The 25,449-nt window shown below is 39.1% G+C and carries 23 protein-coding genes, 1 pseudogene and 1 riboswitch; of the genes and pseudogenes, 20 read left to right on the top strand and 4 right to left on the bottom strand.

The window, feature by feature from the left end; genetic code table 11:
• Positions 1 to 891, bottom strand: a complete 891-nt coding sequence (rnhC, locus tag HMPREF1654_RS03670) for a ribonuclease HIII (protein WP_003077692.1) — start codon at positions 889 to 891, stop codon at positions 1 to 3.
• A gap of 85 nt (positions 892 to 976) precedes the next feature.
• Between rnhC and HMPREF1654_RS03675 the strand changes: the two genes are divergently transcribed.
• The 5 genes from HMPREF1654_RS03675 (at position 977) to trxA (ending at position 6,122) form a co-directional block, all read left to right on the top strand.
• Positions 977 to 1,282 carry a hypothetical protein gene (locus HMPREF1654_RS03675; protein ID WP_003074635.1) on the top strand — a complete coding sequence of 102 codons (306 nt, stop codon included), beginning with the start codon at positions 977 to 979 and terminating at the stop codon, positions 1,280 to 1,282.
• Positions 1,279 to 1,827, top strand: coding sequence for a CvpA family protein (locus tag HMPREF1654_RS03680; protein ID WP_003070931.1), 549 nt, complete (start codon positions 1,279 to 1,281; stop codon positions 1,825 to 1,827). Before HMPREF1654_RS03675 ends, HMPREF1654_RS03680 begins: the two co-directional genes overlap by 4 nt.
• 59 nt (positions 1,828 to 1,886) lie before the next feature.
• Positions 1,887 to 4,220 (top strand): endonuclease MutS2, encoded by a 2,334-nt coding sequence (locus HMPREF1654_RS03685; protein ID WP_003077475.1) that lies wholly within the window; start codon positions 1,887 to 1,889, stop codon positions 4,218 to 4,220.
• Positions 4,221 to 4,281: 61 nt separating this feature from the next.
• Positions 4,282 to 5,703, top strand: a complete 1,422-nt coding sequence (locus tag HMPREF1654_RS03690) for a C69 family dipeptidase (RefSeq protein WP_003077740.1) — start codon at positions 4,282 to 4,284, stop codon at positions 5,701 to 5,703.
• 104 nt (positions 5,704 to 5,807) lie between these two features.
• Complete coding sequence (gene trxA / locus HMPREF1654_RS03695) at positions 5,808 to 6,122, top strand: thioredoxin (RefSeq protein ID WP_003074629.1); 315 nt, start codon at positions 5,808 to 5,810, stop codon at positions 6,120 to 6,122.
• A 160-nt stretch (positions 6,123 to 6,282) separates the two neighbouring features.
• Here trxA and HMPREF1654_RS03700 read toward each other — a convergent pair whose 3' ends face one another.
• Complete coding sequence (locus HMPREF1654_RS03700; protein ID WP_003074627.1) at positions 6,283 to 6,801, bottom strand: DUF4865 family protein; 519 nt, start codon at positions 6,799 to 6,801, stop codon at positions 6,283 to 6,285.
• A gap of 108 nt (positions 6,802 to 6,909) precedes the next feature.
• Here HMPREF1654_RS03700 and HMPREF1654_RS03705 point away from each other — a divergent pair, with 108 nt between their 5' ends.
• The 7 genes and pseudogenes from HMPREF1654_RS03705 to HMPREF1654_RS03730 all read left to right on the top strand — a co-directional run bounded on the left by HMPREF1654_RS03705 (position 6,910) and on the right by HMPREF1654_RS03730 (position 12,565).
• Entirely contained in the window at positions 6,910 to 7,656 is a 747-nt protein-coding gene (locus tag HMPREF1654_RS03705) for a LysR family transcriptional regulator (RefSeq protein ID WP_003077559.1), read from the top strand.
• A 100-nt stretch (positions 7,657 to 7,756) separates the two neighbouring features.
• On the top strand, positions 7,757 to 8,164 hold the full coding sequence (locus tag HMPREF1654_RS03710) for an SRPBCC family protein (protein ID WP_003077720.1): 408 nt from the start codon (positions 7,757 to 7,759) through the stop codon (positions 8,162 to 8,164).
• 253 nt (positions 8,165 to 8,417) lie between these two features.
• Positions 8,418 to 9,857 (top strand): APC family permease, encoded by a 1,440-nt coding sequence (locus HMPREF1654_RS03715; protein WP_003077488.1) that lies wholly within the window; start codon positions 8,418 to 8,420, stop codon positions 9,855 to 9,857.
• Positions 9,858 to 10,004: 147 nt separating this feature from the next.
• Complete coding sequence (locus HMPREF1654_RS03720) at positions 10,005 to 10,859, top strand: mechanosensitive ion channel family protein (protein ID WP_003074617.1); 855 nt, start codon at positions 10,005 to 10,007, stop codon at positions 10,857 to 10,859.
• A 63-nt stretch (positions 10,860 to 10,922) separates the two neighbouring features.
• Positions 10,923 to 11,048: pseudogene (locus tag HMPREF1654_RS10195) on the top strand (DUF4352 domain-containing protein); the annotation flags it as partial.
• 183 nt (positions 11,049 to 11,231) lie between these two features.
• Positions 11,232 to 12,134, top strand: a complete 903-nt coding sequence (locus HMPREF1654_RS03725; protein WP_003077520.1) for a DUF2268 domain-containing putative Zn-dependent protease — start codon at positions 11,232 to 11,234, stop codon at positions 12,132 to 12,134.
• 62 nt (positions 12,135 to 12,196) lie between these two features.
• Positions 12,197 to 12,565 carry an EXLDI protein gene (locus HMPREF1654_RS03730; protein WP_003077552.1) on the top strand — a complete coding sequence of 123 codons (369 nt, stop codon included), beginning with the start codon at positions 12,197 to 12,199 and terminating at the stop codon, positions 12,563 to 12,565.
• 56 nt (positions 12,566 to 12,621) lie between these two features.
• Here the strand turns inward: HMPREF1654_RS03730 and gdhA are convergent, their stop codons facing one another.
• On the bottom strand, positions 12,622 to 13,968 hold the full coding sequence (gene gdhA / locus HMPREF1654_RS03735; protein WP_003077512.1) for an NADP-specific glutamate dehydrogenase: 1,347 nt from the start codon (positions 13,966 to 13,968) through the stop codon (positions 12,622 to 12,624).
• A gap of 335 nt (positions 13,969 to 14,303) precedes the next feature.
• On the opposite strand from gdhA, the gene HMPREF1654_RS03740 reads away from it, so the two are divergent.
• The 6 genes from HMPREF1654_RS03740 to HMPREF1654_RS03765 all read left to right on the top strand — a co-directional run bounded on the left by HMPREF1654_RS03740 (position 14,304) and on the right by HMPREF1654_RS03765 (position 21,642).
• On the top strand, positions 14,304 to 15,239 hold the full coding sequence (locus tag HMPREF1654_RS03740) for a dihydroorotate oxidase (RefSeq protein ID WP_003077804.1): 936 nt from the start codon (positions 14,304 to 14,306) through the stop codon (positions 15,237 to 15,239).
• Between the two features lie 117 nt (positions 15,240 to 15,356).
• Positions 15,357 to 16,292 (top strand): peptide-methionine (R)-S-oxide reductase MsrB, encoded by a 936-nt coding sequence (gene msrB, locus HMPREF1654_RS03745; protein ID WP_003077728.1) that lies wholly within the window; start codon positions 15,357 to 15,359, stop codon positions 16,290 to 16,292.
• Between the two features lie 70 nt (positions 16,293 to 16,362).
• Positions 16,363 to 16,465: riboswitch (purine riboswitch) on the top strand.
• 123 nt (positions 16,466 to 16,588) lie between these two features.
• Complete coding sequence (locus tag HMPREF1654_RS03750; protein WP_003077623.1) at positions 16,589 to 17,857, top strand: TRZ/ATZ family protein; 1,269 nt, start codon at positions 16,589 to 16,591, stop codon at positions 17,855 to 17,857.
• An 800-nt stretch (positions 17,858 to 18,657) separates the two neighbouring features.
• A complete protein-coding gene (locus HMPREF1654_RS03755; protein ID WP_003074603.1) occupies positions 18,658 to 18,954 on the top strand; it encodes a lactococcin 972 family bacteriocin in 297 nt (98 codons plus the stop codon).
• Positions 18,955 to 19,013: 59 nt separating this feature from the next.
• Positions 19,014 to 21,011 carry a bacteriocin-associated integral membrane family protein gene (locus tag HMPREF1654_RS03760; RefSeq protein WP_003077781.1) on the top strand — a complete coding sequence of 666 codons (1,998 nt, stop codon included), beginning with the start codon at positions 19,014 to 19,016 and terminating at the stop codon, positions 21,009 to 21,011.
• Position 21,012: 1 nt separating this feature from the next.
• Positions 21,013 to 21,642 (top strand): putative bacteriocin export ABC transporter, encoded by a 630-nt coding sequence (locus HMPREF1654_RS03765; RefSeq protein ID WP_003077437.1) that lies wholly within the window; start codon positions 21,013 to 21,015, stop codon positions 21,640 to 21,642.
• Positions 21,643 to 21,905: 263 nt separating this feature from the next.
• Here HMPREF1654_RS03765 and HMPREF1654_RS03770 read toward each other — a convergent pair whose 3' ends face one another.
• The gene (locus HMPREF1654_RS03770) at positions 21,906 to 23,084 is read right to left on the bottom strand and encodes an ROK family transcriptional regulator (RefSeq protein WP_003077443.1); all 1,179 of its coding nucleotides are present in this window, start codon (positions 23,082 to 23,084) and stop codon (positions 21,906 to 21,908) included.
• 172 nt (positions 23,085 to 23,256) lie between these two features.
• On the opposite strand from HMPREF1654_RS03770, the gene HMPREF1654_RS03775 reads away from it, so the two are divergent.
• Both HMPREF1654_RS03775 and HMPREF1654_RS03780 read left to right on the top strand, forming a co-directional pair.
• Positions 23,257 to 24,522, top strand: coding sequence for a PTS sugar transporter subunit IIC (locus HMPREF1654_RS03775; protein ID WP_003074590.1), 1,266 nt, complete (start codon positions 23,257 to 23,259; stop codon positions 24,520 to 24,522).
• Positions 24,523 to 24,534: 12 nt separating this feature from the next.
• Complete coding sequence (locus tag HMPREF1654_RS03780; protein WP_003074588.1) at positions 24,535 to 25,431, top strand: DUF7916 family protein; 897 nt, start codon at positions 24,535 to 24,537, stop codon at positions 25,429 to 25,431.
• The last annotated feature ends 18 nt before the right edge of the window (positions 25,432 to 25,449 follow it).

Raw genomic sequence — 25,449 nt, forward strand, 5'->3', positions numbered from 1 at the left:
TTACCTTTCTAGAAGTTTTTTGGCTTTTTCAGTATTTTTAAAATGTAGTTTTGCGCTCGCTTCCAAACTCTTCATACCGTAGGTTTGAAGAAGCTGACTTGCGATTTTATCGGACTTTACTCCTGCTCCACTAGGTAATTCGTAGCCGAGCTCTTGACTTAAATTTTCAAGATTTTCTAAAAATAAGTCGCGTGCGATCATAGAACTGACTGCTACCGCTAGGTATTTGCCTTCGGCTTTTTCTTCTAACGTAATAGGGTTTGGAAAATGATTGCTTTCTCGCTGGAGATATTTTTGATAATTTTTGTCGCTGGTGAAAGCATCAATAACGATTTTTTGAGGCTGTACTCCTGTTTGTAGTAACAGATAAATCGCTTGATTGTGGAGAGCAACCTTGACAGAAACTGCGTTATAGCCAGCAGCAATGACTTGATTGTATTTTTTTGGAGACAGTAACAGAGCTTGGTGCTGAATCTTTTCCTTTAACAAGGGAACGATTTGCCTGATTTTCTGGTCTGTCAGGCTTTTAGAGTCATCAACTCCCAGCTTTCGTAGAAAACTATGCTGTTCTGTTGTGACAAAAGATGCCACAACAGCAAGTCCGCCGAAATAAGAGCCATTGCCGACTTCATCTGTCCCGATAAGAGGACAATTTTGCTGAGGAGCTGTCGTTTCTTCTCTGGAAGCCTGATAGCCAAAAAATTGTGCTGCCTGTTCTGCTTTTTCTCCTTGGAAGAGGACTTTTCCTGAAGTATAGATGGAGGCAGTTGCCTTATCAAGCTTAAAAAGGTAACGAATATAAGGATTTTTACTAGAAACAAGCTGTGCCTGGTATTGGGCAACAAAATTTTGAATTTGTTTCTCACTGGGTTGTAAAGTAATACTTTCCATATTGTTATTGTACCATAAAAGTGATAAATTTCTTTAAAAACTGACAAAATAGCTTCCTTTTGGTATAATATTTTGAGGTGATTTTATGGCAAACTTAAATCGATACAAATTTATTTTCGGAAAGAAAAGCGTAACCTTAACAACAGAACACGATAATTTATTCATGGAAGAGGTCGAAAAGGTTGCGACAGAAAAATATCACGCAATTAAAGAAAAGATGCCGATGGCTGATGATGAAACACTAGCTATTTTACTGGCAATCAATAGCTTAGCGACACAATTGTCACGTGAAATTGAGTTTGATGACAAGGAGCAAGAGCTGGAAGAACTTCGTAAGAAAGTGCTAGAAGCCAACAAGCAAAAAGTTAGTGAACAAGAGGAAACTGTATGATTTCGTTAGTGATTTTGCTAATTTTAGCTTGGAGTTTTTACATTGGCTACTCACGCGGAATTGTATTACAAACTTATTATACTATTTCGGCGATCGTTTCAGCTATTATCGCAGGGCTACTATACCAATCTTTAGGTGAACAAATCAATCTTTTGGTACCTTATGCGAGTGCTCAGGAAGGGACATTTACGTATTTTTTCCCAAGTAGCCAATTGTTCCAGTTGGACAAGGTATTTTATGCTGGTCTGGCTTATCTCGTAATTTATACGATTGTGTATAGTGTAGCTCGTTTTATTGGAATTTTTATCCACTTGGTTCCAAATAAAAAAGCTAACGAGCGTTGGTACAATGTTGCTAGTGGTGTTTTAGCTCTTTGTGTTACCTTGTTTGGGATTCAAATGTTCCTAACCGTTTTGGCGACGATTCCCTTGCCAGTTGTTCAAAATCATCTCAATACAAGTAGTATAGCTCGTTTTATTATTAGTCACACACCGATTACTTCAGGAGTGTTAAAACAACTCTGGGTGACCAAAATCATTGGATAATACAAAGACTCAGTTGGTGGTGCTAGCTGAGTTTCTTTTTCATCGGGAAAGATAAGCATATGAATAGAAAAATTTTAGAAACATTAGAATTTGGGAAAATCAAGGCACTCTTTGAACCCTATCTGTTAACAGAACAAGGCCGTTTAGAGCTAGGACAGCTTTTTCCATCTAATAAACAGGAACGGTTGGAGACAGCATTTTTAGAAATGACGGACATGCAGCAGATTTTTGTGCAGCGTCCGCATTTCAGCTTGGCTGCGACTCAAGATATTACTGGACTGACCAAGCGTTTGGAGCTGGAAGGCGACTTAAATATTGAAGAATTTCTTGCTCTGAAGCGTATTTTAACTGTCACGCAAGAATTAACTGATTTCTATGATAAGTTGGAAAATGTTGATTTGCAACGCTTGAACCGTCTTTTTGAAAAATTATTGGCTTTTCCTAACCTGCAAGGATTACTGCAAGCCATCAATGAGGGTGGATTTGTCGAAAGCTTTGCGAGTGACAATTTAGCTCGCATTCGTCGGAAAATTCAAGAAAATGAAGTTCAAGTAAGAGATATTCTGCAAGATATTCTCAAAACGAAGGGCGATATGTTGGTAGATCAAGTAGTAGCTAGTCGAAATGGTCGCAATGTTTTGCCAGTTAAAAATACATTTCGTAATCGGATTTCAGGCGTGGTACATGATATTTCTGCTAGTGGAAATACAGTATATATCGAGCCGAGGGCAGTAGTCAACCTCAACGAAGAAATCACCAATGCACAGGCAGACGAGCGTCATGAGATTCTACGTATCTTGCAAGAGTTGTCCGACCGAATACGTCCTCATATTGCTGAAATTGCTAATAACGCTTGGATTATTGGGCATTTGGATCTAGTTCGGGCGAAAGTGTGTTTTATGCAGGAGAGAGGCGCGGTGGTGCCGATGCTGTCTGATAGTAAGGATATTCGCCTGCTCCATGTTACTCATCCTTTGATAGAAAATGCAGTGGCTAATGATTTGTACTTTGCGTCGGATTTAACGGAAATCGTCATTACTGGTCCTAACACAGGTGGGAAGACAATTATGCTGAAGACCTTGGGCTTGGCTCAACTCATGGCGCAGTCTGGTCTGCCTATTTTGGCGGATAATGGTAGTCGAGTGGGGATTTTTGACCAAATTTTTGCCGACATCGGAGATGAGCAGTCTATTGAGCAGAGCTTATCGACTTTCTCTAGCCACATGACTAATATTGTTGCCATTTTAGAGCAAGTAGACGAAAATGCTCTGGTACTTCTGGATGAGCTTGGAGCTGGAACCGATCCGCAGGAGGGTGCAGCTCTTGCGATGGCAATCCTTGAAGACCTGCGACTGCGGCAGGTCAAGACAATGGCAACGACTCATTACCCAGAGCTTAAGGCTTATGGGATTGAAATGGCTGGCGTACAAAATGCTAGCATGGAGTTTGATACGGCAAGTCTAAGACCAACTTATCGCTTTATGCAGGGGGTGCCAGGGCGTTCTAATGCCCTTGAAATTGCTCGCCGTTTGGGCTTGTCGGAACTTGTCGTTCGCCATGCCCAAGAGCAGACCAACACGGACAGCGATGTCAATCGGATCATTGAGAGACTGGAGGAGCAAACGCTGGAAAGCCGCAAGCGCTTAGACAATATCCGTGAGGTTGAGCAGGAAAATCTCAAATTTAACCGAGCACTCAAAAAACTTTACAATGAGTTTAACCGAGAGAAAGAAACCGAACTCAATAAGGCACGGTTGGAAGCTCAGGAAATTGTTGATCTGGCTTTGTCAGAGAGTGAGAGCATTCTCAAAAATCTCCATGATAAGTCTAGTCTCAAACCGCATGAGATTATCGAAGCTAAGGCCCAGCTTAAAAAGTTGGCGCCAGAAACCGTTGATTTATCAAAGAACAAGGTGCTCAAGCAGGCCAAGAAAAATCGTGCGCCCAAGGTGGGAGATGATATTCTGGTAACCAGCTATGGTCAGCGAGGAACCTTGGTCAAGCAGCTCAAGGACGGCCGTTGGGAGGCTCAGGTCGGTCTTATCAAGATGACTCTAGAAGAGCAGGAATTTAATCTTCTAAAGGCTGAAAAGGAGCAGCAGCCTAAGCGCAAGCAGGTCAATGTGGTGAAACGAACAACCACAAGCGGACCAAGAGCTAGACTGGATTTGCGAGGCAAGCGTTATGAAGAAGCTATGCAAGAGCTGGACGCCTTTATTGATCAGGCTCTCCTCAACAACATGGCTCAGGTTGATATTATTCACGGTATCGGGACCGGTGTGATCCGTGAAGGTGTGACTAAGTACCTCCGCCGCAACAAGCACGTCAAGTCCTTTGGTTATGCTCCGCAAAATGCCGGTGGCAGCGGCGCGACGATTGTGGTGTTTAAGTGAAAAGAGTTAGTGAATAAAGCAAAACGATTCATAACAAAAAAATTGAAAAGAGGAAATATTTATGAGACAAAAAGACATACAAGATTCTTGTACAACGATTCTAGTGGGGAAGAAGGCCAGTTACGATGGTTCAACCATTGTGGCTCGTACAGAGGATTCACAAAACGGGGTCTTTACACCCAAGAAATTTGTTGTAGTGGAGCCACAAGAGCAGCCCCGCCATTATCAGTCAGTTTTGACGTCCTTTGAGATAGATTTGCCGGACAATCCAGTCCGTTATACGGCGGTGCCAGACGCAGTGCCCAAAGACGGGATCTGGGGAGCAGCTGGGATTAACAGCTATAATGTTGCTGTCAGTGCGACGGAAACGATTACGACCAACAGCCGAGTGTTAGGGGCGGATCCTTTGGTAGAGTCAGGTATCAGCGAAGAAGATATCCTCACACTGGTCTTGCCCTATATCAAGACGGCTCGCGAAGGGATTCTACGCTTAGGGAAAATCCTAGAAGAATATGGTACTTATGAGTCTAATGGGATTGCTATTTCGGATGTCAATGAAATCTGGTGGCTGGAAACCATTGGCGGCCACCATTGGATGGCGCGGCGCGTGCCGGATGATGCCTATGTGACCAATCCAAATCAGCTGGGCAGTGATTATTTTGAATTTGACAATCCAGAGCACTTCCTCTGTCATCCAAATCTTAAAAGTTTTATCGAGGAAAACCATCTCAATCTGAATTATTCAGATGATGAGGGCTTCAATCCACGTTATGCTTTTGGCAGCCAGAAGGACAAGGATCGCCATTACAATACACCGCGAGCTTGGGATATTCAGCGTTTTCTCAATCCAGAAGTGGAGCAAGATCCAAGGAGTTTCTTCATTCCTTGGTGCCGCAAGCCTTACCGCAAGATTACGATCGAAGATGTCAAGTATGTCCTGAGCAGTCACTACCAGGATTCGCCTTATGATCCTTATGGAGCTGAGGGAGACTGCCACAGCAGACGGGCCTTTCGAACTATCGGGATCAATCGGACCAGTCAGACAGCCATCTTGCAGCTGCGCCCTAACCAACCGCAGGAAACGGCAGGGATCCAGTGGCTGTCCTACGGCTCCATGCCTTACAATACAGCTGTTCCTTTCTTTACCCAAGTCTCTACAACACCAGCCTACTTTGCCAACACGACGGACAAGGTTTTGACGGATTCCTTCTACTGGGCCAATCGCTTAATCGCTGGACTGGCTGATGCTCATTTCAGCAGTCATGTTGGTGATTTGGATGATTATCAGGAAAAGACTATGGCTTGGGGGCACGAAATGATTGGTCGGGTAGACCGAGCCCTGGCTAAGGGAGAAGCTGTTGACTTTGAAGCTGAAAATCAAGCCATGAGCGATAAGGTACAAGAAGCGACAGATCAGCTCTTGGAAAAAATTCTCTTAGATGCCAGCAATCTCATGACCAACCATTTCTCCTTGAGTGACTGAGGCCTTATCCGTAGCAAATATTTTGCAAATGCTTCTTTTTAGTGTAGAATGATGTCAAGAACGAAATAGAGCGATGACATTAGTCATTGTCAAAGGAGAACAATATGGTAGCAGCAGTTACAGATGCAAATTTTGCAGAAGAAACAAAAGACGGACTCGTTTTGATTGATTTTTGGGCAACTTGGTGCGGTCCATGCCGTATGCAGGCGCCTATCTTAGAGCAGTTGGCAGGGGAAGTCCATGAAGATGAAGTGAAAATCCTTAAAATGGATGTGGATGAAAATCCAAATACTGCCCGTGAATTTGGTATTATGTCCATTCCGACCCTTCTATTCAAGAAAGACGGTCAAGTCGTTAAGCAAGTCGCTGGTGTTCACACCAAAGATCAGCTCAAGGCTATTATCGCCGAATTGAGTTAATAGCATAGCCAAAAAATCGTTACATGTCGTAACGATTTTTTCATTTAGCCGATGACAGTAAAGGTCATACAATTTTGGGAAGAGCAAGTATACTATCATAGTGTGCAAAATACTGAAGAAGTGTTTGCTCAGGCGTTTCCCTATAACTTATCATAAGCGCTTATTGTGAAATGTGCAAAATTTCAAATGTTGGTAGTTGTGTGTCGGGTTTATTGGTATAAAAAGTAAAGATACATTTTTTCCATTTATCAGGATTGAAAATAACGGCTTTGCCACTTTCGTTGTTTTGCATTTGCTCGTGAATGGTAAAGGATTTTAAACTTTCAGATGCTTCTATATCAATGACTTCTAATGTAGCATATTTACTTGAGTCAAAATGATCAGATATTTCGACTGATGAAGTTATTCCGATTTCAATATTTTGCCAGCCAAACGAATTTAAAATATGATCAAAGTAACCATCAAATATGAATTTTGTCATTCCGTTGGTATTTTTCCAAATATATAGCGGACAGTAACTGTTAAATAATTGGCCTTCAGATTTTTCAGAGATTAAATAAACTTTGAAAAACAAATCGTCGAATCCATCCATCAAATGACCTGTATTTCGGACACGTTGTCTAATGATATCCATATCATAATCTGCTGGTAATTTTATAGTATATTGCATTGCTTGCATTGCAGTACCCCTTTTCTAATGAACTATTGACAGTATAAATGATTTATATCATGTTGAATAATACTTAAAAATGATATAATTATCATAAAAAGTGATAGGGTGTTTTAAATGAATTTTAATGATATGAGCATTTTTGTGACAATCTATGAGACAAGATCAATAAATAAAAGTTCAAAGATATTACAATATGCACAATCTAATCTCAGTGCTAGATTGAAGGTGCTTGAAACTGAATTAGATACGAAATTATTTTACAGAAAATATAATGGTTTAGTCCCGACAGAAAGTGGAGACTTATTTTATCAATTTTGTAAGGAAACTTCTAACAATTTAGAGAAATTAAAAAAGAAATGTGAAACCTCGAAAATATCGATCTTAATTTCAGAATTGTTATTCAATCACGATATTAATAATTCGCAAACAATTGATTTGGATAAAAGTGAGATTAATATCCAAAAAACTTCGGATATACCAATCATTGCTCATCAGGAAGACTTTGATAAAATTTTTTGCTTTCAAAAAATTGAAAATTTGAAACATTATGATGAGACTATCGGACATGTTGAGTCAGTTTATGCTTATTCGAGCATCATAAAGGCTACTGAGGAAATGCCCATATTCGTTAATAAAGATAAAAATTGCCCTTTTAGAAAACAAAGCTTAATGAAGTTTGCTCATTTAAAATCAGTTGTAGAAATTGATTCTTTTGAGAACATTATCAGCTTAGTTGAAAACGGGAAAGGAATCGCACTATTGCCTAAATGGCTAAATAAGAGAGCGAATATCAAGCCATACGACCAAGACATCATTCTTATCCCATTTTATCAGTATGAAAAGCAGAATCAAATTAAGTAGGCTATTTTAGAAGAAATATTAGTGCTAGAAAGAAAAAACATTTGACAAATATTGTAAATATACTTATAATAAGTATACATATTATAAAGGAGTTATTGTAATGGAATTTAGTTTCAGTTTAAGCATGAAAGCAGCAAAAGAAGATGTATGGTCCTACTATGAAAATATTGAAAAGTGGTATGACTGGGAAGAAGATTTAAAAAATATTACATTAAATGGTGGATTTAAGACAGGATCTTGTGGGATAATGGAACTCGAAGGAATGCCCCCAATAGAATATCAGCTGACACTTGTCAAGCCCTTTGAGGAATTTTGGGATAAAACAGCGACCCCGTTTGGAGATATCCTTTTTGGTCATCAGATCATTGAGAACGATGATGGCACTGTAAATGTCAAGCACACCGTAGCTTTAGATAGCAAAGATCAGCAACATTTGGAATTTTTAAGCCAAGTTTTCTCAGATGTTCCTCAATCTATTTTTATTTTAAAAAATTGTTTGGAAAAATAAGAATTCTCTACTTAGCTAGAGAATATTTTTCTTTTTGTTAAATTGAAGGGGGTGCAAGATACACTAAAGTTGTAATGTTATTCTTATGTTGCATCCTAGCTAAAAAGAAAAAAGTGATAATTAGTTTTTGAAAGCGATTTATTTTATTTTTTAAAGTGTTATAATAACAATGAAATATATTAATAATTTACTTAATTGTTGCCTTTAATATGAGAGACAAAAAGAGTTTTTGGCGATTGGAAGGAGGAATCGTATGGAAGAAAAAGATTCTAAGCAGTTAAGTTGGCTCATGATAGCCTTGATAGCCTTTAATATTGTTTGGGGCTTAGGTAATGTCGTGAATAATTTTGCTCAGCAGGGAATTGTCGTGATTACTTCATGGATCCTGTTGCTGATTATCTATTTTATTCCTTATACACTGATGGTTGGGCAGCTGGGTTCAACATTTAAGAATAGTGAAGGTGGGGTTAGTGATTGGATTAAGTCTACGTCTACTAAACAGCTAGCATTTTTTGCAGCTTGGACCTACTGGGTAGTGCAGATACCATATTTGGCTCAAAAGCCTCAAACAATTTTAATCGCTCTAGGGTGGGCCTTTCAGGGGAATGGACGAATTTTGGAAAGTCTGTCCATGCCAATGATTGTTGGTCTTTCTTTACTAACTTTCCTATTCCTCTTATATATTTCGACCAAGGGATTAAAAGCCCTGAAATTTTTGGGAACACTGGCTGGAGGAGCTATGTTAATCATGTCAGTTCTCTTTATTCTAATGGCTGTTGGTGTGCCTTTGATTAAGTCAGATCTACAATTGGCCACCCAACACATGGACCGTTTATCAACTTATATTCCAAAATTTGATTTCTCCTATTTTACGACGATTGCATTGTTAGTCTTCTCAGTAGGTGGAGCGGAAGCCATCTCTCCTTATGTTAATAAAGTGAAAAATCCAGCAAAGGGCTTTCCAAAAGGTATGATAGCTATGGTTATCATGGTTGGAGCTTGTGCTATTTTAGGCTCTCTCGCCATGGCCATGATTTTTGATAGCAACCATATCCCAGCCGATTTGATGAGGAATGGTGCCTACCAAGCCTTTGCTGTTTTAGGGAAGCATTGGGGAATAGGCAATTTCTTAGTTACTGTCTATGCTCTTACTCAAGCAATTGGACAAGCAGCTACACTAGCCATTTGTATTGATGCGCCTTTGCAAATCTTTTTGGGTAGTGCGGACAAAGATTTTATTCCAAGCTGGTTGCGTAAGCGTACCAAGTCAGGGATGCTGATTAATGGCTATCTTTTAACAGGAATACTAGTAGCAATTATCATTGTACTGCCACTTCTTGGATTGAAGGAAATCGATGGTCTGGTTGTATGGATGACCAATCTTAATGCTATCGTCTCTCCAATGTGTTTCCTTTGGGTTTTTGTAGCGTATATGTTCTTGTACCGTAGATGGGATAAATTTAAAAACGTCGAATACAAATTTGTAAAAAATCGTAGACTTGGTTTTCTAGTAGGTGCTTGGGGCTTTGCTTTCACTGCCTTTGCTTGTATTCTGGGGATGGCTCCACAAGTAGATATGGCAACTCATCCAACCGAATGGTGGTTTACCCTCATCACAAATATTATTACTCCTATAGCCCTCTTAGGCTTAGGTTTGCTTCTTCCACTGGCTGCTCGTCGAGAGAAGAAATGAAGAGAGTTGGGGCAAGTCAAAATACTGTCCCAGCTTTTTCTTATTAAGAAATCTAAAAATCCTATCCTTTTTCAAGTAAGGGCTTTGTGCTATAATAGATTATATTCCTTCTGATACTGGAATAAATGAGATTGTATGAGGTAAGCAATGTTTCTTTCAAGCAATATTTTTTCTCGTTATTTTAAACAGTTTAATTGGACGACTATTTTAGATGATGCCTTTTCCAAGCTGATTTCTCTGTTATTTTTATTGATCTTATTTTACATTGCGAAGAAACTTCTTCATGTCTTTGTCAGCAGGATCATTTCTCCATCATTAAAGTTTTCTAGTAGCGATATTGCTCGACAGAAGACCATTAGCCGTTTGATTGAGAACGTCCTCAATTATGCCCTTTATTTCCTTTTAATCTATTGGATTTTATCCATTTTAGGTTTGCCGGTTTCCAGTCTTTTAGCTGGTGCAGGGATTGCTGGGGTGGCTATCGGAATGGGAGCTCAAGGTTTTTTGTCCGATTTGGTCAATGGTTTCTTTATTTTGTTGGAGCGGCAGTTAGATGTCGGAGACAGTGTTCGGCTGACGAATGGCTCAATTAAAATTGCCGGAACTGTAGTCAGTGTAGGCATTCGGACGACACAAGTACGTGATGCGGATGGCACACTGCATTATGTTCCTAATCGCAATATCACTGTTGTGAGTAATCTCTCGCGAGGTAATATGCGTGCACTTATTGATATTCCCCTTTACGCTCAGACGGATTTGGAGAAAGTTACTCGGATTATCCAGCAAGTCAATCAAGATTATGCTGCCAAGCAAGCAGAAATTTTACAAGAACCTGTCATTTTAGGTCCACAACTCGGAGACAATGGACAATTTTATTTTCGTGTCAGTATTACAGTCCAAAGTGGTACACAAAGCACTGTTTATCATCAATTTTACAGATTGTATCATGATGCTCTCTTAAAAGGAGGAATTGATTTGCCAACCATTTATACATTGGCATAAACAGAAAGGAAATTATGCTGGGTGCATAAATACCAGATGAAATAACGATGCTCAGCGGTTACGTCTATCCGCTTTGACTTAGTCTTTGATGGACAAGAAAAAGGTGGCGCTGAGGATACTTATACCATAACTTACGAAAATGCCAAACGGCAAAAGGAGAAAAATAAGACAAAGCAAGAGAAAAAGTAGAGGCAATAGGGGGTCACAGCCCATCACTTTAGTGCCTTTTCTAATTTCTAAACACAACTTCATAGGTGGAAGCAATTCATTTTATAAATAAAAGAAGATTTGAGATAAATGTTTCAAATCTTTTTCTTGACTCTGACCTTAGAGGAGGGTGTATACTGGTAAAAATTAGAAAAGGAGATTACTATGCACATCAATATCATTCGTTCAGATAAAGTTTATCAGGAGTTGCTCGAATTACCCTTGGAAAAAAGGGAAGGCTGTTTTAGAGCTAAAATATTAGCACCTTTTGCAACCAAATACCAAACTCAACACATTCCTTTGAAGGCAAAGTATCCTGGAGGATTTGATGCTCTGTTTCTACTTGGCTTTATGAACCAGTTGCCCGCAACTCTCTCAGAAAAGGATAGACCAGCTATTGATGCCCTCAGTTCAGATCAGCTTTGGCAAGACTGCCAGGAAACCATCAAGAGAAGTCTTGGTCTCTTTGAACAAGCTGGTTATGATTTAGAGGTTGAGGATTATCAATTTACTATTTTATTGGGCAATCCAGAAAAACCTATGCTACAACTCAATAAGGGTTACAGCGGAGATGGTGGAATTCCAGGTTATCTCATGTTAAGCATACTGCCCAATGACTATACTTTGCCACGTATTCAAGCGGCACTGGCTCACGAGTGCAACCACAATGTCCGCTTCCAATTTATCAAATGGAACCAGCAGACGACACTAGCAGACTGGGTAGTCAGTGAGGGGTTGGCAGAGTCTTTTGCTGCTGAACTCTATGGCAAGGAGCTCATCGGATCTTGGGTTACTTCAACCAGTCCAGAGCAATTAGAGGAGATTAAGCCCATCATCTCAAGTCAGCTTCAGCTAACAGGGATGGCGGAAATGGCTCCTTATCTCTACGGTGATGAAATTGCAGAGCTTCAAGGTCAGATACCGGTTGGTATGCCTTATGCTGCGGGCTATGCTTATGGCTATCATCTGATACAAGCTTATCTGAAAAGGACAGGCAAGAGCATTATTGAGGCCACAGTAACACCAACAGCAGAGATTTTAGAGGCGACTGAAGCCTTTTGGAAATGACACTTTTATTTGAAAATTTGCCAGAACCTGATATAATGTAGGTAATTTCTGGAGGTGACTATATGTACCATAAAAGAGTTGAATTGAAAGTCACAAATCAAGGTATTCATGAGCACAAGATTTTTCAAGGTGTTAAGATTTTCAGCCGTAGCAAGCTGTCCAAAGATCAGAAAAGTATTCTAACACAGAAGATTTACCTGACACCGAAACAAAACATTGTTTACTATCAACGGACAGATGTCAACTATGACCAGAACTGGCATCATAAGAAGGACTATTATGAACTAGCTTATGACCAGTTGGACAGAGAGATTGTCTTTAAGGTTTGTCAAGCTTTTGACGAACTGTGTCCTTTTTTAGAGAGTGAACTGCTGGAGAAGCTAAAAGAAAAGCAGGCAGCAGGAAAATTTTTTGAAAAATTAGATATATAAAAATCCGGCTGCTTTGATAAGCAGTCGGATTTCTTTTGGTTCCCGTTTGATAGTGCTTAAACAATACCTTGAGCAATCATAGCGTTCGCTACGTTTTCAAAGGCAGCGATGTTAGCGCCAGCCAGATAGTCTTTGCCAAGTCCGTAAGTTTCAGCGGTAGATTTAGCTGTGTTGAAGATATTGGTCATGATGTCCTTGAGACGGCCGTCAACTTCTTCGCGAGTCCATGACAGACGAAGGTTGTTTTGGCTCATTTCCAGAGCAGATACTGCGACACCACCAGCATTTGCTGCTTTAGCAGGCCCATAAAGGAGTCCATTTTCTTTATAAACATTGATAGCATCAAGATCGCTCGGCATGTTGGCACCTTCAGATACACAGATCACTCCTTGAGCTACCAAGCGTTTCGCAACTTCGCCATTGATTTCATTTTGTGTAGCACATGGCAGAGCTATGTCATATTTCTCAGTGTAAGTCCATACAGAACCTTCATGGTAAGTAGCACTTGCCCTTTCAGCAGCGTATTCTGTCAGACGAGCACGTCGTTTTTCTTTTACATCAACTAGAAGGTCAAAATCAATACCATCTTTGTCAATGACATAACCATTTGAATCGGATACGGAAATAACTTTAGCACCGAGAGCTGTTGCTTTTTGTACAGCATATTGGGCGACATTTCCGGCACCCGATACAACAACGGTTTTGCCATCAAAACTTTCGCCATTCGCTTTGAGCATTTCTTGTGTGTAGTAAACAAGCCCATAACCAGTTGCTTCCGGACGGATCAAGCTACCACCAAAGCCAATAGGTTTGCCAGTCAAGACCCCAGCATCGAATTGGCGTAGGCGCTTGTATTGACCATAGAGGTAGCCAATCTCACGTCCACCAACTCCAATGTCACCTGCAGGGACATCAAGAGAAGGGCCGATATATTTTTGTAATTCTGTCATAAAACTTTGACAGAAACGCATGACTTCAGCGTCCGTCTTGCCTTTCGGATCAAAATCAGCTCCACCTTTACCACCGCCGATCGGTAGACCGGTCAAGACATTTTTAAAGATTTGTTCAAAACCAAGAAATTTCAAAATTCCTTGGTTGACTGTTGGGTGGAACCGAAGTCCGCCTTTATAGGGGCCAACTGCGGAATTGAATTGAACGCGGTAACCACGATTGACTTGCACCTTGCCGTTGCGATCAACCCAAGGGACGCGAAAACTGATGATGCGTTCTGGCTCGGTGATACGTGCCAAGATATTTTCTTCAATGTATTCAGGATGTTTTTCAAAAACGGGTTCGAGCGTGTTTAAAAATTCTTCCACCGCTTGTAGAAATTCTGCTTCGTGAGCATTGCGAGCTTTCACCAGTTCAAAAGTACTTTGGATATATTCTTTAGCAGTTGTCATAGACTTCTCCTTAATAAGATATGAGGACGGTTAAAAGTCGTACAAAATAGGAGGCGGACGCCGTGTTCGATGAACACAAGGAAGCCAATCTTCTTGCTAGACTATTGTCCAAGTTCGATGTGTATTATCTTTTATTATGTGTGTCATTATAGCAGAAAAATTTTATACTGTAAAGAAAAAAGTTGAATTTTCTGAAAATTCTAACATGTATTTATAACAAGTCATTGCTTAGCAAAAATTTTTTCCTGATTACGAACATTTTCTCCTTCTATTCTATTAAAAGAGTCATATTTCTCCTTTTAGTGGTACAATAGAAAAAACTAAAGGAGTATTTCATGGTATCAACTCAAACACAAATTGCTGGTTTTTCTTTTGACAATTGCCTGATGAATGCGGCTGGAGTAGCTTGTATGACAATAGAGGAGCTAGAAAAAGTCAAACAGTCTGCTGCAGGAACCTTTGTCACTAAGACAGCCACTTTGCAAGCCCGAGCAGGAAATCCTGAACCTCGTTACCAAGATGTACCGCTAGGCTCTATCAATTCAATGGGGTTACCAAATCATGGACTAGATTACTATCTGGATTACTTATTAGATTTGCAAAAGATAGAGCCCAATCGAACATTCTTTTTATCTCTTGTGGGATTGTCGCCAGAAGAAACCCACACGCTTCTGAAAAAGGTGCAGGATAGTGATTTTAAAGGTTTGACTGAGCTCAATCTTTCCTGCCCCAATGTACCTGGTAAACCGCAGATTGCTTATGATTTTGAAATGACAGATAAAATTTTGAGTGACGTATTTGATTATTTCACCAAACCGCTGGGGATTAAATTACCACCTTATTTTGATATTGTGCATTTTGATCAAGCAGCAGCAATTTTTAATAAATTCCCACTTTGTTTTGTCAATTGTGTCAATTCAATTGGTAACGGTTTGTATGTTGAGGATGAATCAGTTGTTATCCGTCCGAAAAATGGGTTTGGCGGAATTGGTGGGGCGTATATTAAACCGACTGCTCTTGCTAATGTTCATGCTTTCTATCAACGTCTCAATCCTACTATTCAAATCATTGGTACAGGTGGTGTGTTGACTGGTCGAGATGCTTTTGAACATATTCTCTGTGGAGCCAGCATGGTACAAGTCGGAACAACGCTTCACAAAGAGGGTGTAGAGTCCTTTGAGCGTATTACAGAAGAGCTGAAGGTGATGATGGCAGAAAAAGGCTACGAAAGTATAGAAGATTTTCGTGGGAAATTGAACCACCTGAATTAATTAGAGGAGACGTTACAGTATTTCTTTGTCGTATCATTTTAAAGAAACTTCTAATCAAATCCTTATAATATTTTAGGAATTTGTGAGAAAATAAGAATAAAGAAATGAGGTGTTTTTATGTCAGAAATTTATCTAGCAGGTGGTTGTTTTTGGGGATTGGAAGAATATTTTTCTCGTATCAAAGGGGTGACTGATACAACTGTCGGTTATGCCAATGGACAAGTAGAATCGACAAATTATCAGTTGATTCACCAAACTGATCATGCTGAAACAGTTCAGGTGACCTATGATGACAATCTTGTTACGTTGCGAGAAATTTTGCTTTATTACTTCCGAGTGATTGATCCCTTATCTATCAATAAGCAAGGGAATGATATTGGGCGCCAATACCGCACAGGGATTTATTATACAAATGATACGGATGCACCCATCATTGCCGAAGTCACGAAAGAGCAGGAAGAGCAATTTGGTCAGAAGATTGCAGTAGAAGTAGAACCGCTGCGCCATTATGTTTTAGCAGAGGAATATCACCAAGATTATCTCAAGAAAAATCCCAGTGGCTATTGTCATATCAATGTCAATGATGCTTACCAACCTTTAGTAGACCCGAGTCAGTATGAAAAACCGAGTGAGCTAACTTTAAAGGAGACACTGTCTGAAGAAGCTTATCAGGTCACCCAACATGCTGCAACTGAACGACCATTCCAAAATGAGTATTTTGCAACTTTTGAAGAAGGCATTTATGTAGATGTGACAACAGGAGAACCACTGTTTTTTGCCGGTGATAAGTTTGATTCTGGTTGTGGTTGGCCAAGCTTTACAAGACCAATTGCCAAAGATGTGATTAAGTATTATCAAGATAAAAGTCACGGTATGGAGCGAATTGAGGTGCGTTCTCGCTCTGGGAATGCGCATTTAGGGCATGTTTTCACAGATGGTCCGCAGGAACAAGGCGGTTTGCGCTACTGTATTAATTCAGCAGCGTTACGCTTTATCAAAAAAGAAGAAATGGAAGAAACAGGCTATGGCTATTTACTTTCATATATGAGATGAAGAGGATGCGTTCAGTTTATCACTTGTTCTTGTGCTTCAGAACTTGCTATTTAGGACGTATTTTGCTACAATAACTAAAAATTCATGAAAACATATAATCTCCATAATAAGGTTGGAGAGTTTCTACCGTCTTACCGTAAATAAGCGTGGCATAGTCCTTAGTTATGTTGTCAAACACAAATAGAGTATCAGGTTAAATGTTAAGTAGTTGTAGGATAGCTATGTTGTGTTCTACCCTGCCCTGCTCCTAAATATAAGACCTGAATGGCTCTGATATTTGCTTTAAAGGAGAAGGAATGAAAGCATTTAAACAGGTGAATTTGGTAACATGTGATGCAGATTTTCACGTCTATCGAAATGGACTACTGGTAATACATGAGGATAAGATTGTCTATTGTGGAAATGAGAATGCTACTTGGGTAGATCGAGCAGATGAGGTGGTAGATTGTGAAGGCGCGTGGCTTATGCCTGGTCTAGTGAATTGTCACACCCATTCTGCAATGACTACGCTTCGTGGTATTCAAGATGATAGCAATCTTCACGAATGGCTAGAAGATTACATTTGGCCAGCAGAGAGGGACTCTACTCCAGAAGTGACGACACAAGCGGTTAAGTTAGCGCTTATAGAAATGCTTCAGACGGGAACAACGACCTTTAATGATATGTATAATCCAAATGGTGTGGAAATTGGGCAAATTCATGAAGTTGTAGCAGGTTCTAAAATGCGTTGTTATTTTTCACCAACTTTGTTTAGCTCAGATGTAGAGACAACAGAAGAAACCTTAGCACGTACTCGGATTATTATTGAGGAAATTCTAGCATACAATGATGAACGTTTTAAAGTAATGGTGGCACCGCACGCTCCTTATAGTTGCAGTAAGGACTTGTTAAAAGGCAGTTTGAAGCTAGCGCAAGAATTGCAATTGAAATTGCACATCCATGTGGCAGAGACACAAGCAGAAAATGGTATGATTTTAGAGCGTTATGGAAAACGTCCGCTTGCCTTCTTAAAGGACTTAGGGTATCTGGAGCATGATGGTGTCTTTGCTCATGGTGTAGAATTAAATGAACGAGAAATTGCTGAATTAGCAGTATCAAATATTCATATCGCTCATAATCCTATCAGCAATCTCAAATTAGCATCAGGGATTGCTCCTGTAACAGACTTAGTTCAAACTGGTGTAATAGTCGGACTTGCAACGGATTCGGTTGCTTCTAACAACAATTTAGATATGTTTGAAGAGAGCCGTACCGCTGCCCTTTTACAGAAAATGCGCACAGGTGATGCAACTCAATTTACCATTGAGCAAGCTCTGAAAATAATGACGATTGAGGGAGCTAAAGCACTTGGTATGGATGATCAGATTGGCAGCTTAGAAGTTGGTAAGCAAGCAGATTTTTTAATCATTCAGCCGAAAGGAAAGGTGCACTTGTATCCAGAGGAAAACATGCTCTCTCACCTGATCTATGCTGCTAAAGGAAATGATGTTAAAGATGTCTATATAGCTGGTGAGCAGGTCGTAAAAAATGGACAGGTTCTAACAGTAGAATTGAGTGATTTATAAGAAAATGCATTATAAGTTATAGTAAAAAGAAGAGACTGGGACACAAGTGTTTCAATGCAAAAAAACAACGGTTTTGCTGCCGTTGTTTTTTTGCATTAAATTAGGGATACAGTTGTCTATGTCTATTCCTCTAACCTTTCGAGCTATGCGGAGGGACGTAGAGTCAGATGATGTGTTAGCTTTGGGAGGATTATTGCATGTTGAGAATTTATACTCTCTAGGGTGTCGATCATCATCGGCTGTTAGTGCGTGGACAGCGTGTTGCCAATGCTTGTAACTATAAAGCGGCTGTCGAATCTGAAACAATTCAAGTAACACCGATTTTAGTAGTGCTAGTTATAGCAGTTATTTATGTGTTCTATTATTGGATAAACATCCATGATTGCTCAAAGTACTATTATAAGTCTGTAAAATAAGCCCCCCTCTCGATTAATACTCTGTGAAAATCTCTTCAAACTTTGTCCGCTTCACTTTGCTGTACTCCAGTATGGCTTGTGGATCGATTCTTAGTGCTGTTTGATTGTTAGTGAAGTATAAAAAATGGATTTTATGAATGATAGTTTAAAGCGACTCTTTCGTATAATTAAGAGTACTTTTTCTTTTTGTTCGCCGGCAAAATAGATAGATTTGTAGAGTTGACAAATAGATATTTGAGGCATATAATAAAAGTGTGAAAGCGCTTCTCTGTAGAAAGGATAGAAAAACGGAAACGATATTCAGATAGCCGCTTGTCAATGATAAAAAATATTGCCTTTTGCATTATTATATTTCATTATTGTATTTATGAAGAAGAAGAAAATATGGTAAAGATACGAACAGTAGTTGTTACTGCATTCACAATCTTAACATTTTCATTAGTGTTGCCAGTTTTTGCAGTTTCACACCTGGGTGGCGAATGGAATTATGGCGGCCATCACGATCCAAGAAATTGGGGTGCTTTTTCTAATTATTATCATAGAGATAGGTATCACTTTTCCTATGTTGGAAGCTTAGAAAGAAATAATGAACGTCGACCATCGGTGCAGGCTGGTCATACATCTTATGCTTTTATTAACACTAATTTTGGGGAGAGAGTCACTTTTGATGCTGGTTGGTGAGGTTGTTATAGGCAGGAGGAGACGATTTTCGTCTCCTTTTTAAAGAAAAGGAGCAGAATATGAAACGGATATTTGTAGTGATTTCTAATGTGCTAGTCTGCTGTTTTTTTATATGGGTATTTACTATTATATCAGCTACAGTGGTCTCGCGTTATTATCCATTTGTTGCTGTGAGAGGCAATGCATCGGGTATTCAATATAAAAAAGTAGCTGAAAAGCTGACTAAGTTAGCAAATGAAACGAATAGTTTGATTGCGATACAACACTATGAGGCAGGTTCCAATGGTGATTCTGTGGTTTCATATAATCGCTTTGGCAAAGGGAAATTGCCAAGAGGTTTAGTAGAAAAAGCTGACTCCAAACAGGCAAGAGGCGTTGAATCCAATTACTTTATTTTTAGAGGAAAACTAACGGTTGAGCGGTTAAAAGAGGAGCTTAACCAGTTAGGTTTAACGCACTTATCAGTGGTGAAGCCTTTTCTCCTTGGTTCATTAGCGGCTATTTTTGGCAGTGGATTTCAGTTATTGAGCTTGTTTATCTTCTTGCTTTGTTTTGCCGCTCTTAGTGTTATTAGTCAGATTCGGGCTTTGAGAACTGCGGGGATTCGGTTGATTTCAGGTGAGCATCGTTGGAAAATCTTTACTGACCCAATTAAAGAAGATTTCCTAAGTTGTTTGCTGGGAATTTTTCCTGCTCTTTTGGGTGCAGTACTTGCGACCTTTGTCTTTTCTTTTCCCTTTGCTGCATTGTACTTAATGGTTGTAGGAATATTCGTCTATAATCTACTACTATTGGGGATTTCTTTCAATTTTTGCGCTCTATTTGCGATAGGAATTAAAAAAGTTCATCTTATGCAAGTTATCAAAGGGCAGATTCCTGTCAGAGGGATCATCAGTTTGATTTTGATAGGGCAGTTAGTCGCGGTTATCATTGTTTCTTTGGGAATTAATCGAGCTTTCATCTATTCGAAAGCTTGGCAACAGCAAGAGAAAGGAAGACAAGCCTGGGCGCAGGAAAGTCGACTAGTACAGTTGACTCGCAGTCGAGATGGACTAAACATAAAACGTTCTGAGAAAATTGATCCGAAAGAGTGGCGTTGGTTCCAGTTTGTTAAGGAGGCTGTTGCCAAGCATGATGCGTTACTGAGTAAGCATAATTTAGTACAACAAGTTTTTAAACAACCGACTGAAAGACATTCAGATTGGCAGGATTACAGCCCACAGGGAAATGTTTTATTTGTCACGCCGAACTATCTCCAAAAACAAGGTATAAAACTTGATTCAGCCATAAGAGAAAAGATAAACAATTTGCAGCAAGGAGAGTTTGCTTTACTTTTGCCAGAAAGCTTGAAAGCAGAGCAAAAAAAGTACACTGTATTGTACGAAAAAGATGTATCAATGATCGCTTCTCGTCAGGGAGAAGAACAACAAAAAATGAAAGCGATAGTGTCTTATCTTCCAGTCAATCAAATGCGATTTGTGTATAATACAACCCCGATTGCTTATCAGCAATATTTAAAAGACCCCATTATAGTAGTTCTGACACCTCAGTCTACAGGAGAGCAATCTTATGAATTTTGGAGCAATACGTTACAAAATGATCTTCTTTTGAATGGTGTAAAAGAAACACAAGAGTTGTTGCAAAAATACCAAATTTCTCACTGGGCATCTGAGTTGACTCCCGCTCGACTGGTTTACCGAAGGATAGTCGAGAAACTTCAAATTGAAATCTGGATGACAATTGCAGGAGCTGTCTTAGGAATAGTGACTTCGATTTTGCTCTTTAATACGATGAACTTACTTTATTTTGAGGAATTTCGACGAGATATTTTTATTAAACAAGTTTCTGGATTCACTTTTTGGGAATTGCATCACTCTTATTTATTGGCACAATTATTGGTGTTTTTCCTTGGGCTGTTAGCTAGTCTCTTTTTGACACAAAGCATTTGGCTGAGTTTTATAGTATTTTTGCTATTTACTGGAAATTCTGTAGTATTATTGCAGCTTCAAATGAAGAAAGAAAGTAAAATGTCTGTGATGATTTTGAAAGGGGCATAAGATGATTCGTTTAGAAAAAGTAAGTAAACAATTTGGAGAACGGCTGCTATTTTCGGATATTTCTATTGAATTTAAGGCAGGTAAAACATATGCTCTAATCGGATTAAGTGGTAGCGGCAAAACAACCTTGTTAAATATGCTGGCAAAATTAGAGAGTTATGAAGGTCAAATTATTTATCGTGGAAAGAATTTGAAACAATATAAAACCAGCGACTTTTTCCGCAAGGAACTGGGCTATCTTTTTCAAAATTTTGGTTTATTAGAAAATCAAACGATTGATGAAAATTTAAGATTAGGTTTAATTGGACAAAAGTTGAAAAAAGATGAGCGGCAAAAGAGGGAATTAGAAGCTCTAAAAAATGTAGGGTTGGACTATCTTGACTTAGGCAAAAGGATTTTTGAACTATCTGGTGGTGAGGCTCAGCGTGTTGCCTTGGCTAAAATTATCTTAAAAAATCCGCCTCTTATCTTGGCGGATGAACCAACAGCTGCCCTTGATCCTGAAACATCAAAAGATATTATGACAAGACTGATAGCTTTAAAAAATGACCATAGAGTCATTGTTATTGCAACGCATAATCCTATCATTTGGGAGATGGCAGATGAAGTTATTTCTATTCATGATTTGTAAATGTGAAATAATTTTACTTATATTGCCTTTAGCTTCTTTTGTTGAAATATGAGAGAAACAGAGAGTAGAATAAAAATTAGTAACGCGAGGGGATCGCTCTGCCTCCGCAAGAATGGCTAGGTCTGACAAAAGTTGTTACACTAATTTCAGACTATTTAGCAAATACATCTTGTAGTTTATAGTAAAAAATTAGAGGTTTGTGACAGTTGTCCTAACCTCTTTTGTAATAAAAATACGCACTAAGTTCAGAAGTCATAATAAAGTTAAATAGACAAAAATTCTTTTTGCAGACAAAGCGCAACGCCAGCTATTGCGCCAGTGAAGTCATCGTAAGGCTCGATGATGAGTTCAGGTAAGTCTTTGAAGAGTAATTTTGGCTGTTGGGCAATTTCTTGGTAGAATGCTGCAATGACTTTGTCATCAGTCAGAATGGGGCTGTGCAGATAAATTTTCTTGGCATCAATTATCATACTGAGGTTGAGAAGGGATTGTGCCAGATACTTAAATGCCAAATGCAAGATATTGAGGACGGATTGGTCTCCTAAGTTGTATGCCGTAAGAATAGTTTGAATCGTGATCTCTTCTTTATCTGTGACAAGTGATTTTAAATGTGTTAACTCGGCAGTTTCAAAGATGATTTTAGCTTTTTTTATCAGCCAGCTTTCACTAGCATAAGTCTGCAAACAGCCTCTGCGTCCACAACCACAGACTTCTCCGTCAGGACAAACGACGGTATGACCAATTTCGCCGATGACAATATTGGTTTTGCCGTAGATTTTGCCATTGTACATATAAGAGCAGTGCATACCCCTTGCAAAATGAAAATAGATAAAATTCTCATCCAGTTGGTAAGCAGAAAAAAGGCGCTTTGCTAGTGCCATGCAATTGACATTATTAGAAAAGTAAATTGGAAAAGAAAACTCGTTTTTAATCTTCGCTAAATCAAATTGTTTCCATGTTTGATTATTTGTTGTAATCAAATCATTGTGCAGATATCGCCCTGGAATGGCTACTCCTACAGCCTGAATCGGATAGGATACATGTTGAGAAATGAATTGTCTCAGTAAGTGACAAAATGAATCTGCACCTTCTGACAGAATCTTTTCTGAGCTGACAGTTGCTTTCTCTTTATCAATCACATTTCCTGTATTATCACTCAACACAAAAGAAAAATATTTTTCTGATAGTTCGCAACCGATGAAATAAGAGTGCTGTTTTTTTATACCCAAGAGGATTTTCTTTCGCCCGACTTTTGTGTGTTCTTCATCTTCCCCCAGCTCATACAGCAGTTTTTCTTGGATCAAACTTCCTGTAATCGCACTAACTGTAGCAGGAGTAATGCCCGTCTCTTTTGAAATATCAATGCGAGAAATTGGCCCCTTGGCGTAAATTTTATCTAAAATAATTGTTCGTAATTCAGCTTGTTTTTTCGTTTGATTCATTATCTACCATCCTTCCCTGCATCTATTATATATTGATTATAAAAAATTATCAAATATAAGTGAAAGCGCTTGACTTTTACGAAAAATCGTTTTAAAATATAATTAAAAAGTAAGATAAAGTTGATTTTATCTGCTGATTAATAATATATTATAACCAAAGGAGATTGTAAAGATGGACAAATTTTTACAAGAGAAGTTAATGCCCATTGCCATTAAGCTGGGAAATAATAAAGGCTTAGTGGCAATTCGGGATGGAATTACGCTTGCAGTACCATTACTGTTGATTGGTTCTTTGTTTATGGTTATTGCTAGTTTTCCTGTTCCAGGATGGGAAGCTTATTTGACAAAAATTGGGGTTTCTGCCTATCTATGGAAAGGCGTGGATAGTAGTTTTGGTCTGATTGGTTTGGTAGCCAGTTTTGGGATTGCCTACTATATGAGCCGCCAATACAAAGTGGATGGGATTCCTTCTGGGATTATCTCGCTTGCTGCCTTTATCACAGTGACACCATTCCTTGCTACTAAAACAGGAAACGGTGTTCCCACAGCATTTTTAGCTTCACAAGGTCTTTTTGTAGCAATCATTCTTGGTTTGGTAAATGGTTATATCTATCAATGGTTCATCAATCATAATGTCCAAATTAAAATGCCTGATGGTGTTCCACCGGCAGTTTCAAAAAGTTTCAGCGCCATTATTCCAGGTGCAGTGATTATCACAGGTTGGTTGTTGGTTTATGCCCTTTTAGCAAGTTTAAAACTACCAAATTTGCATGCAGTAGCTCAAACTGTTTTAGGAAAACCGCTAGGCCTACTAGGTAATAATTTATTTGGTTTGATGATTCTAGTTGCTTTAAATAGTTCATTCTGGTTTGTTGGACTTCATGGAGGCAATGTTGTCAATGCGGTTATGAAACCATTGTGGCTTTCGAATCTCGATGCCAATAAAGTTGCTTATCAAGCAGGGGAAAAACTACCGCATATCTTTACCAGTGTCTTTATGGATAATTTTGTCTTCATTGGCGGTGGCGGCGCAACTATTGGCTTGGTATTAGCGATTGGTTATTTGGCGAAAAAGAGAAAATCAAGCAAACAAATCAAAACACTGGCACCTATTACAGTGGTTCCAGGTTTGTTCAATATCAATGAGCCAACGATGTTTGGTGTTCCAATTGTCTTAAATATCTTGCTTCTGTTCCCATTCATTTTGGCACCGATTGCGAATCTCATCGTTGCATGGTCATCCATGGCAAGTGGTCTTGTACCGTTAACATATACTGACCCAGGTTGGACAACTCCTCCGATTATTAGTGGCTTGCTGGCAACGGGAAGTTTTAAAGCGTCTATTTTACAAGCTGTTCTTATTGTAATTGATATTTTAATCTATATTCCATTTGTGATTGCTATTGAAAAACGCTTTAAAGCAGAAGAAAATCAGTAGGGAGATGAGAATATGAAACGATTAATTAGTGCAAATCCTTCGGAAATTTTGAATATGACAGCCCAAGAGCTCAAGCAAAGCATTCAAGCGAGTGAAGGGCGGGTTGTCTTATCTGAAAATGTGGTCATTCGTGAAACCTTTATCGGAGATATCACCAATGCTGAAATTGCAAGAGCGTTCGGCGCAGATATGATTCTACTGAATTGTTTAGATGTTTTTCAGCCAGAAATATTTGGCTTAGATTGTAAAAAAGAGCAAATTGTTCACGAATTGCATCGCTTAGTGGGAGCTCCGATTGGAGTGAATTTAGAACCTGTTGATTTGGAAGCTGATATGTTGGAAGAAGTACAAGTGATTGCTGCCGGTCGGCAAGCTAGTCAGGCTTCTTTTGAGCAAATCGAAAAATTAGGTTTTGATTTTGTTTGTTTGACAGGTAATCCAGGAACAGGAGTTAGCAATAAAGAAATTATTGATGCAGTAAAATTAGCTAAGCAGCATTTTTCAGGTTTGATTATAGCTGGGAAAATGCACGGTGCAGGGGTATCTGAGCCGGTTGCAGACATTCAGATAGCTGAACAATTATTAGAAGCTGGTGCAGATGTGATTTTGGTGCCAGCGGTTGGTACAGTTCCTGCTTTTAGTGATGAAGAAATGAGAGCTGTCGTAGATCTAGTACATAGTAAAAGAGGTTTAGTCTTAAGCGCTATTGGCACTAGCCAAGAGACGTCAGATATTGAAACAATTAAACAAATCGCACTTCGTAATAAAATTTGTGGTGTTGATATTCAACATATTGGGGATGCAGGCTATGGTGGTTTGGCAGTAGTGGATAATATTTATGCACTGAGCAATACTATTCGTGGCATTCGACATACTGTGTCACGTTTAGCAAGATCCGTTAATCGGTAGAAATGTGAGGATGAGTGA

Origin of the sequence: Streptococcus intermedius SK54 = ATCC 27335 (assembly GCF_000413475.1) — a bacterium.
In the GTDB taxonomy this organism is placed as follows: domain Bacteria; phylum Bacillota; class Bacilli; order Lactobacillales; family Streptococcaceae; genus Streptococcus; species Streptococcus intermedius.

Excerpts from the sequence above, each read along its gene's own strand:
- rnhC (WP_003077692.1), bottom strand. The coding sequence starts at position 891 with ATGGAAAGTATTACTTTACAACCCAGTGAGAAACAAATTCAAAATTTT.
- HMPREF1654_RS03675 (WP_003074635.1), top strand. The coding sequence starts at position 977 with ATGGCAAACTTAAATCGATACAAATTTATTTTCGGAAAGAAAAGCGTA.
- HMPREF1654_RS03680 (WP_003070931.1), top strand. The coding sequence starts at position 1,279 with ATGATTTCGTTAGTGATTTTGCTAATTTTAGCTTGGAGTTTTTACATT.
- HMPREF1654_RS03685 (WP_003077475.1), top strand. The coding sequence starts at position 1,887 with ATGAATAGAAAAATTTTAGAAACATTAGAATTTGGGAAAATCAAGGCA.
- HMPREF1654_RS03690 (WP_003077740.1), top strand. The coding sequence starts at position 4,282 with ATGAGACAAAAAGACATACAAGATTCTTGTACAACGATTCTAGTGGGG.
- trxA (WP_003074629.1), top strand. The coding sequence starts at position 5,808 with ATGGTAGCAGCAGTTACAGATGCAAATTTTGCAGAAGAAACAAAAGAC.
- HMPREF1654_RS03700 (WP_003074627.1), bottom strand. The coding sequence starts at position 6,801 with ATGCAAGCAATGCAATATACTATAAAATTACCAGCAGATTATGATATG.
- HMPREF1654_RS03705 (WP_003077559.1), top strand. The coding sequence starts at position 6,910 with ATGAATTTTAATGATATGAGCATTTTTGTGACAATCTATGAGACAAGA.
- HMPREF1654_RS03710 (WP_003077720.1), top strand. The coding sequence starts at position 7,757 with ATGGAATTTAGTTTCAGTTTAAGCATGAAAGCAGCAAAAGAAGATGTA.
- HMPREF1654_RS03715 (WP_003077488.1), top strand. The coding sequence starts at position 8,418 with ATGGAAGAAAAAGATTCTAAGCAGTTAAGTTGGCTCATGATAGCCTTG.
- HMPREF1654_RS03720 (WP_003074617.1), top strand. The coding sequence starts at position 10,005 with ATGTTTCTTTCAAGCAATATTTTTTCTCGTTATTTTAAACAGTTTAAT.
- HMPREF1654_RS03725 (WP_003077520.1), top strand. The coding sequence starts at position 11,232 with ATGCACATCAATATCATTCGTTCAGATAAAGTTTATCAGGAGTTGCTC.
- HMPREF1654_RS03730 (WP_003077552.1), top strand. The coding sequence starts at position 12,197 with ATGTACCATAAAAGAGTTGAATTGAAAGTCACAAATCAAGGTATTCAT.
- gdhA (WP_003077512.1), bottom strand. The coding sequence starts at position 13,968 with ATGACAACTGCTAAAGAATATATCCAAAGTACTTTTGAACTGGTGAAA.
- HMPREF1654_RS03740 (WP_003077804.1), top strand. The coding sequence starts at position 14,304 with ATGGTATCAACTCAAACACAAATTGCTGGTTTTTCTTTTGACAATTGC.
- msrB (WP_003077728.1), top strand. The coding sequence starts at position 15,357 with ATGTCAGAAATTTATCTAGCAGGTGGTTGTTTTTGGGGATTGGAAGAA.
- HMPREF1654_RS03750 (WP_003077623.1), top strand. The coding sequence starts at position 16,589 with ATGAAAGCATTTAAACAGGTGAATTTGGTAACATGTGATGCAGATTTT.
- HMPREF1654_RS03755 (WP_003074603.1), top strand. The coding sequence starts at position 18,658 with ATGGTAAAGATACGAACAGTAGTTGTTACTGCATTCACAATCTTAACA.
- HMPREF1654_RS03760 (WP_003077781.1), top strand. The coding sequence starts at position 19,014 with ATGAAACGGATATTTGTAGTGATTTCTAATGTGCTAGTCTGCTGTTTT.
- HMPREF1654_RS03765 (WP_003077437.1), top strand. The coding sequence starts at position 21,013 with ATGATTCGTTTAGAAAAAGTAAGTAAACAATTTGGAGAACGGCTGCTA.
- HMPREF1654_RS03770 (WP_003077443.1), bottom strand. The coding sequence starts at position 23,084 with ATGAATCAAACGAAAAAACAAGCTGAATTACGAACAATTATTTTAGAT.
- HMPREF1654_RS03775 (WP_003074590.1), top strand. The coding sequence starts at position 23,257 with ATGGACAAATTTTTACAAGAGAAGTTAATGCCCATTGCCATTAAGCTG.
- HMPREF1654_RS03780 (WP_003074588.1), top strand. The coding sequence starts at position 24,535 with ATGAAACGATTAATTAGTGCAAATCCTTCGGAAATTTTGAATATGACA.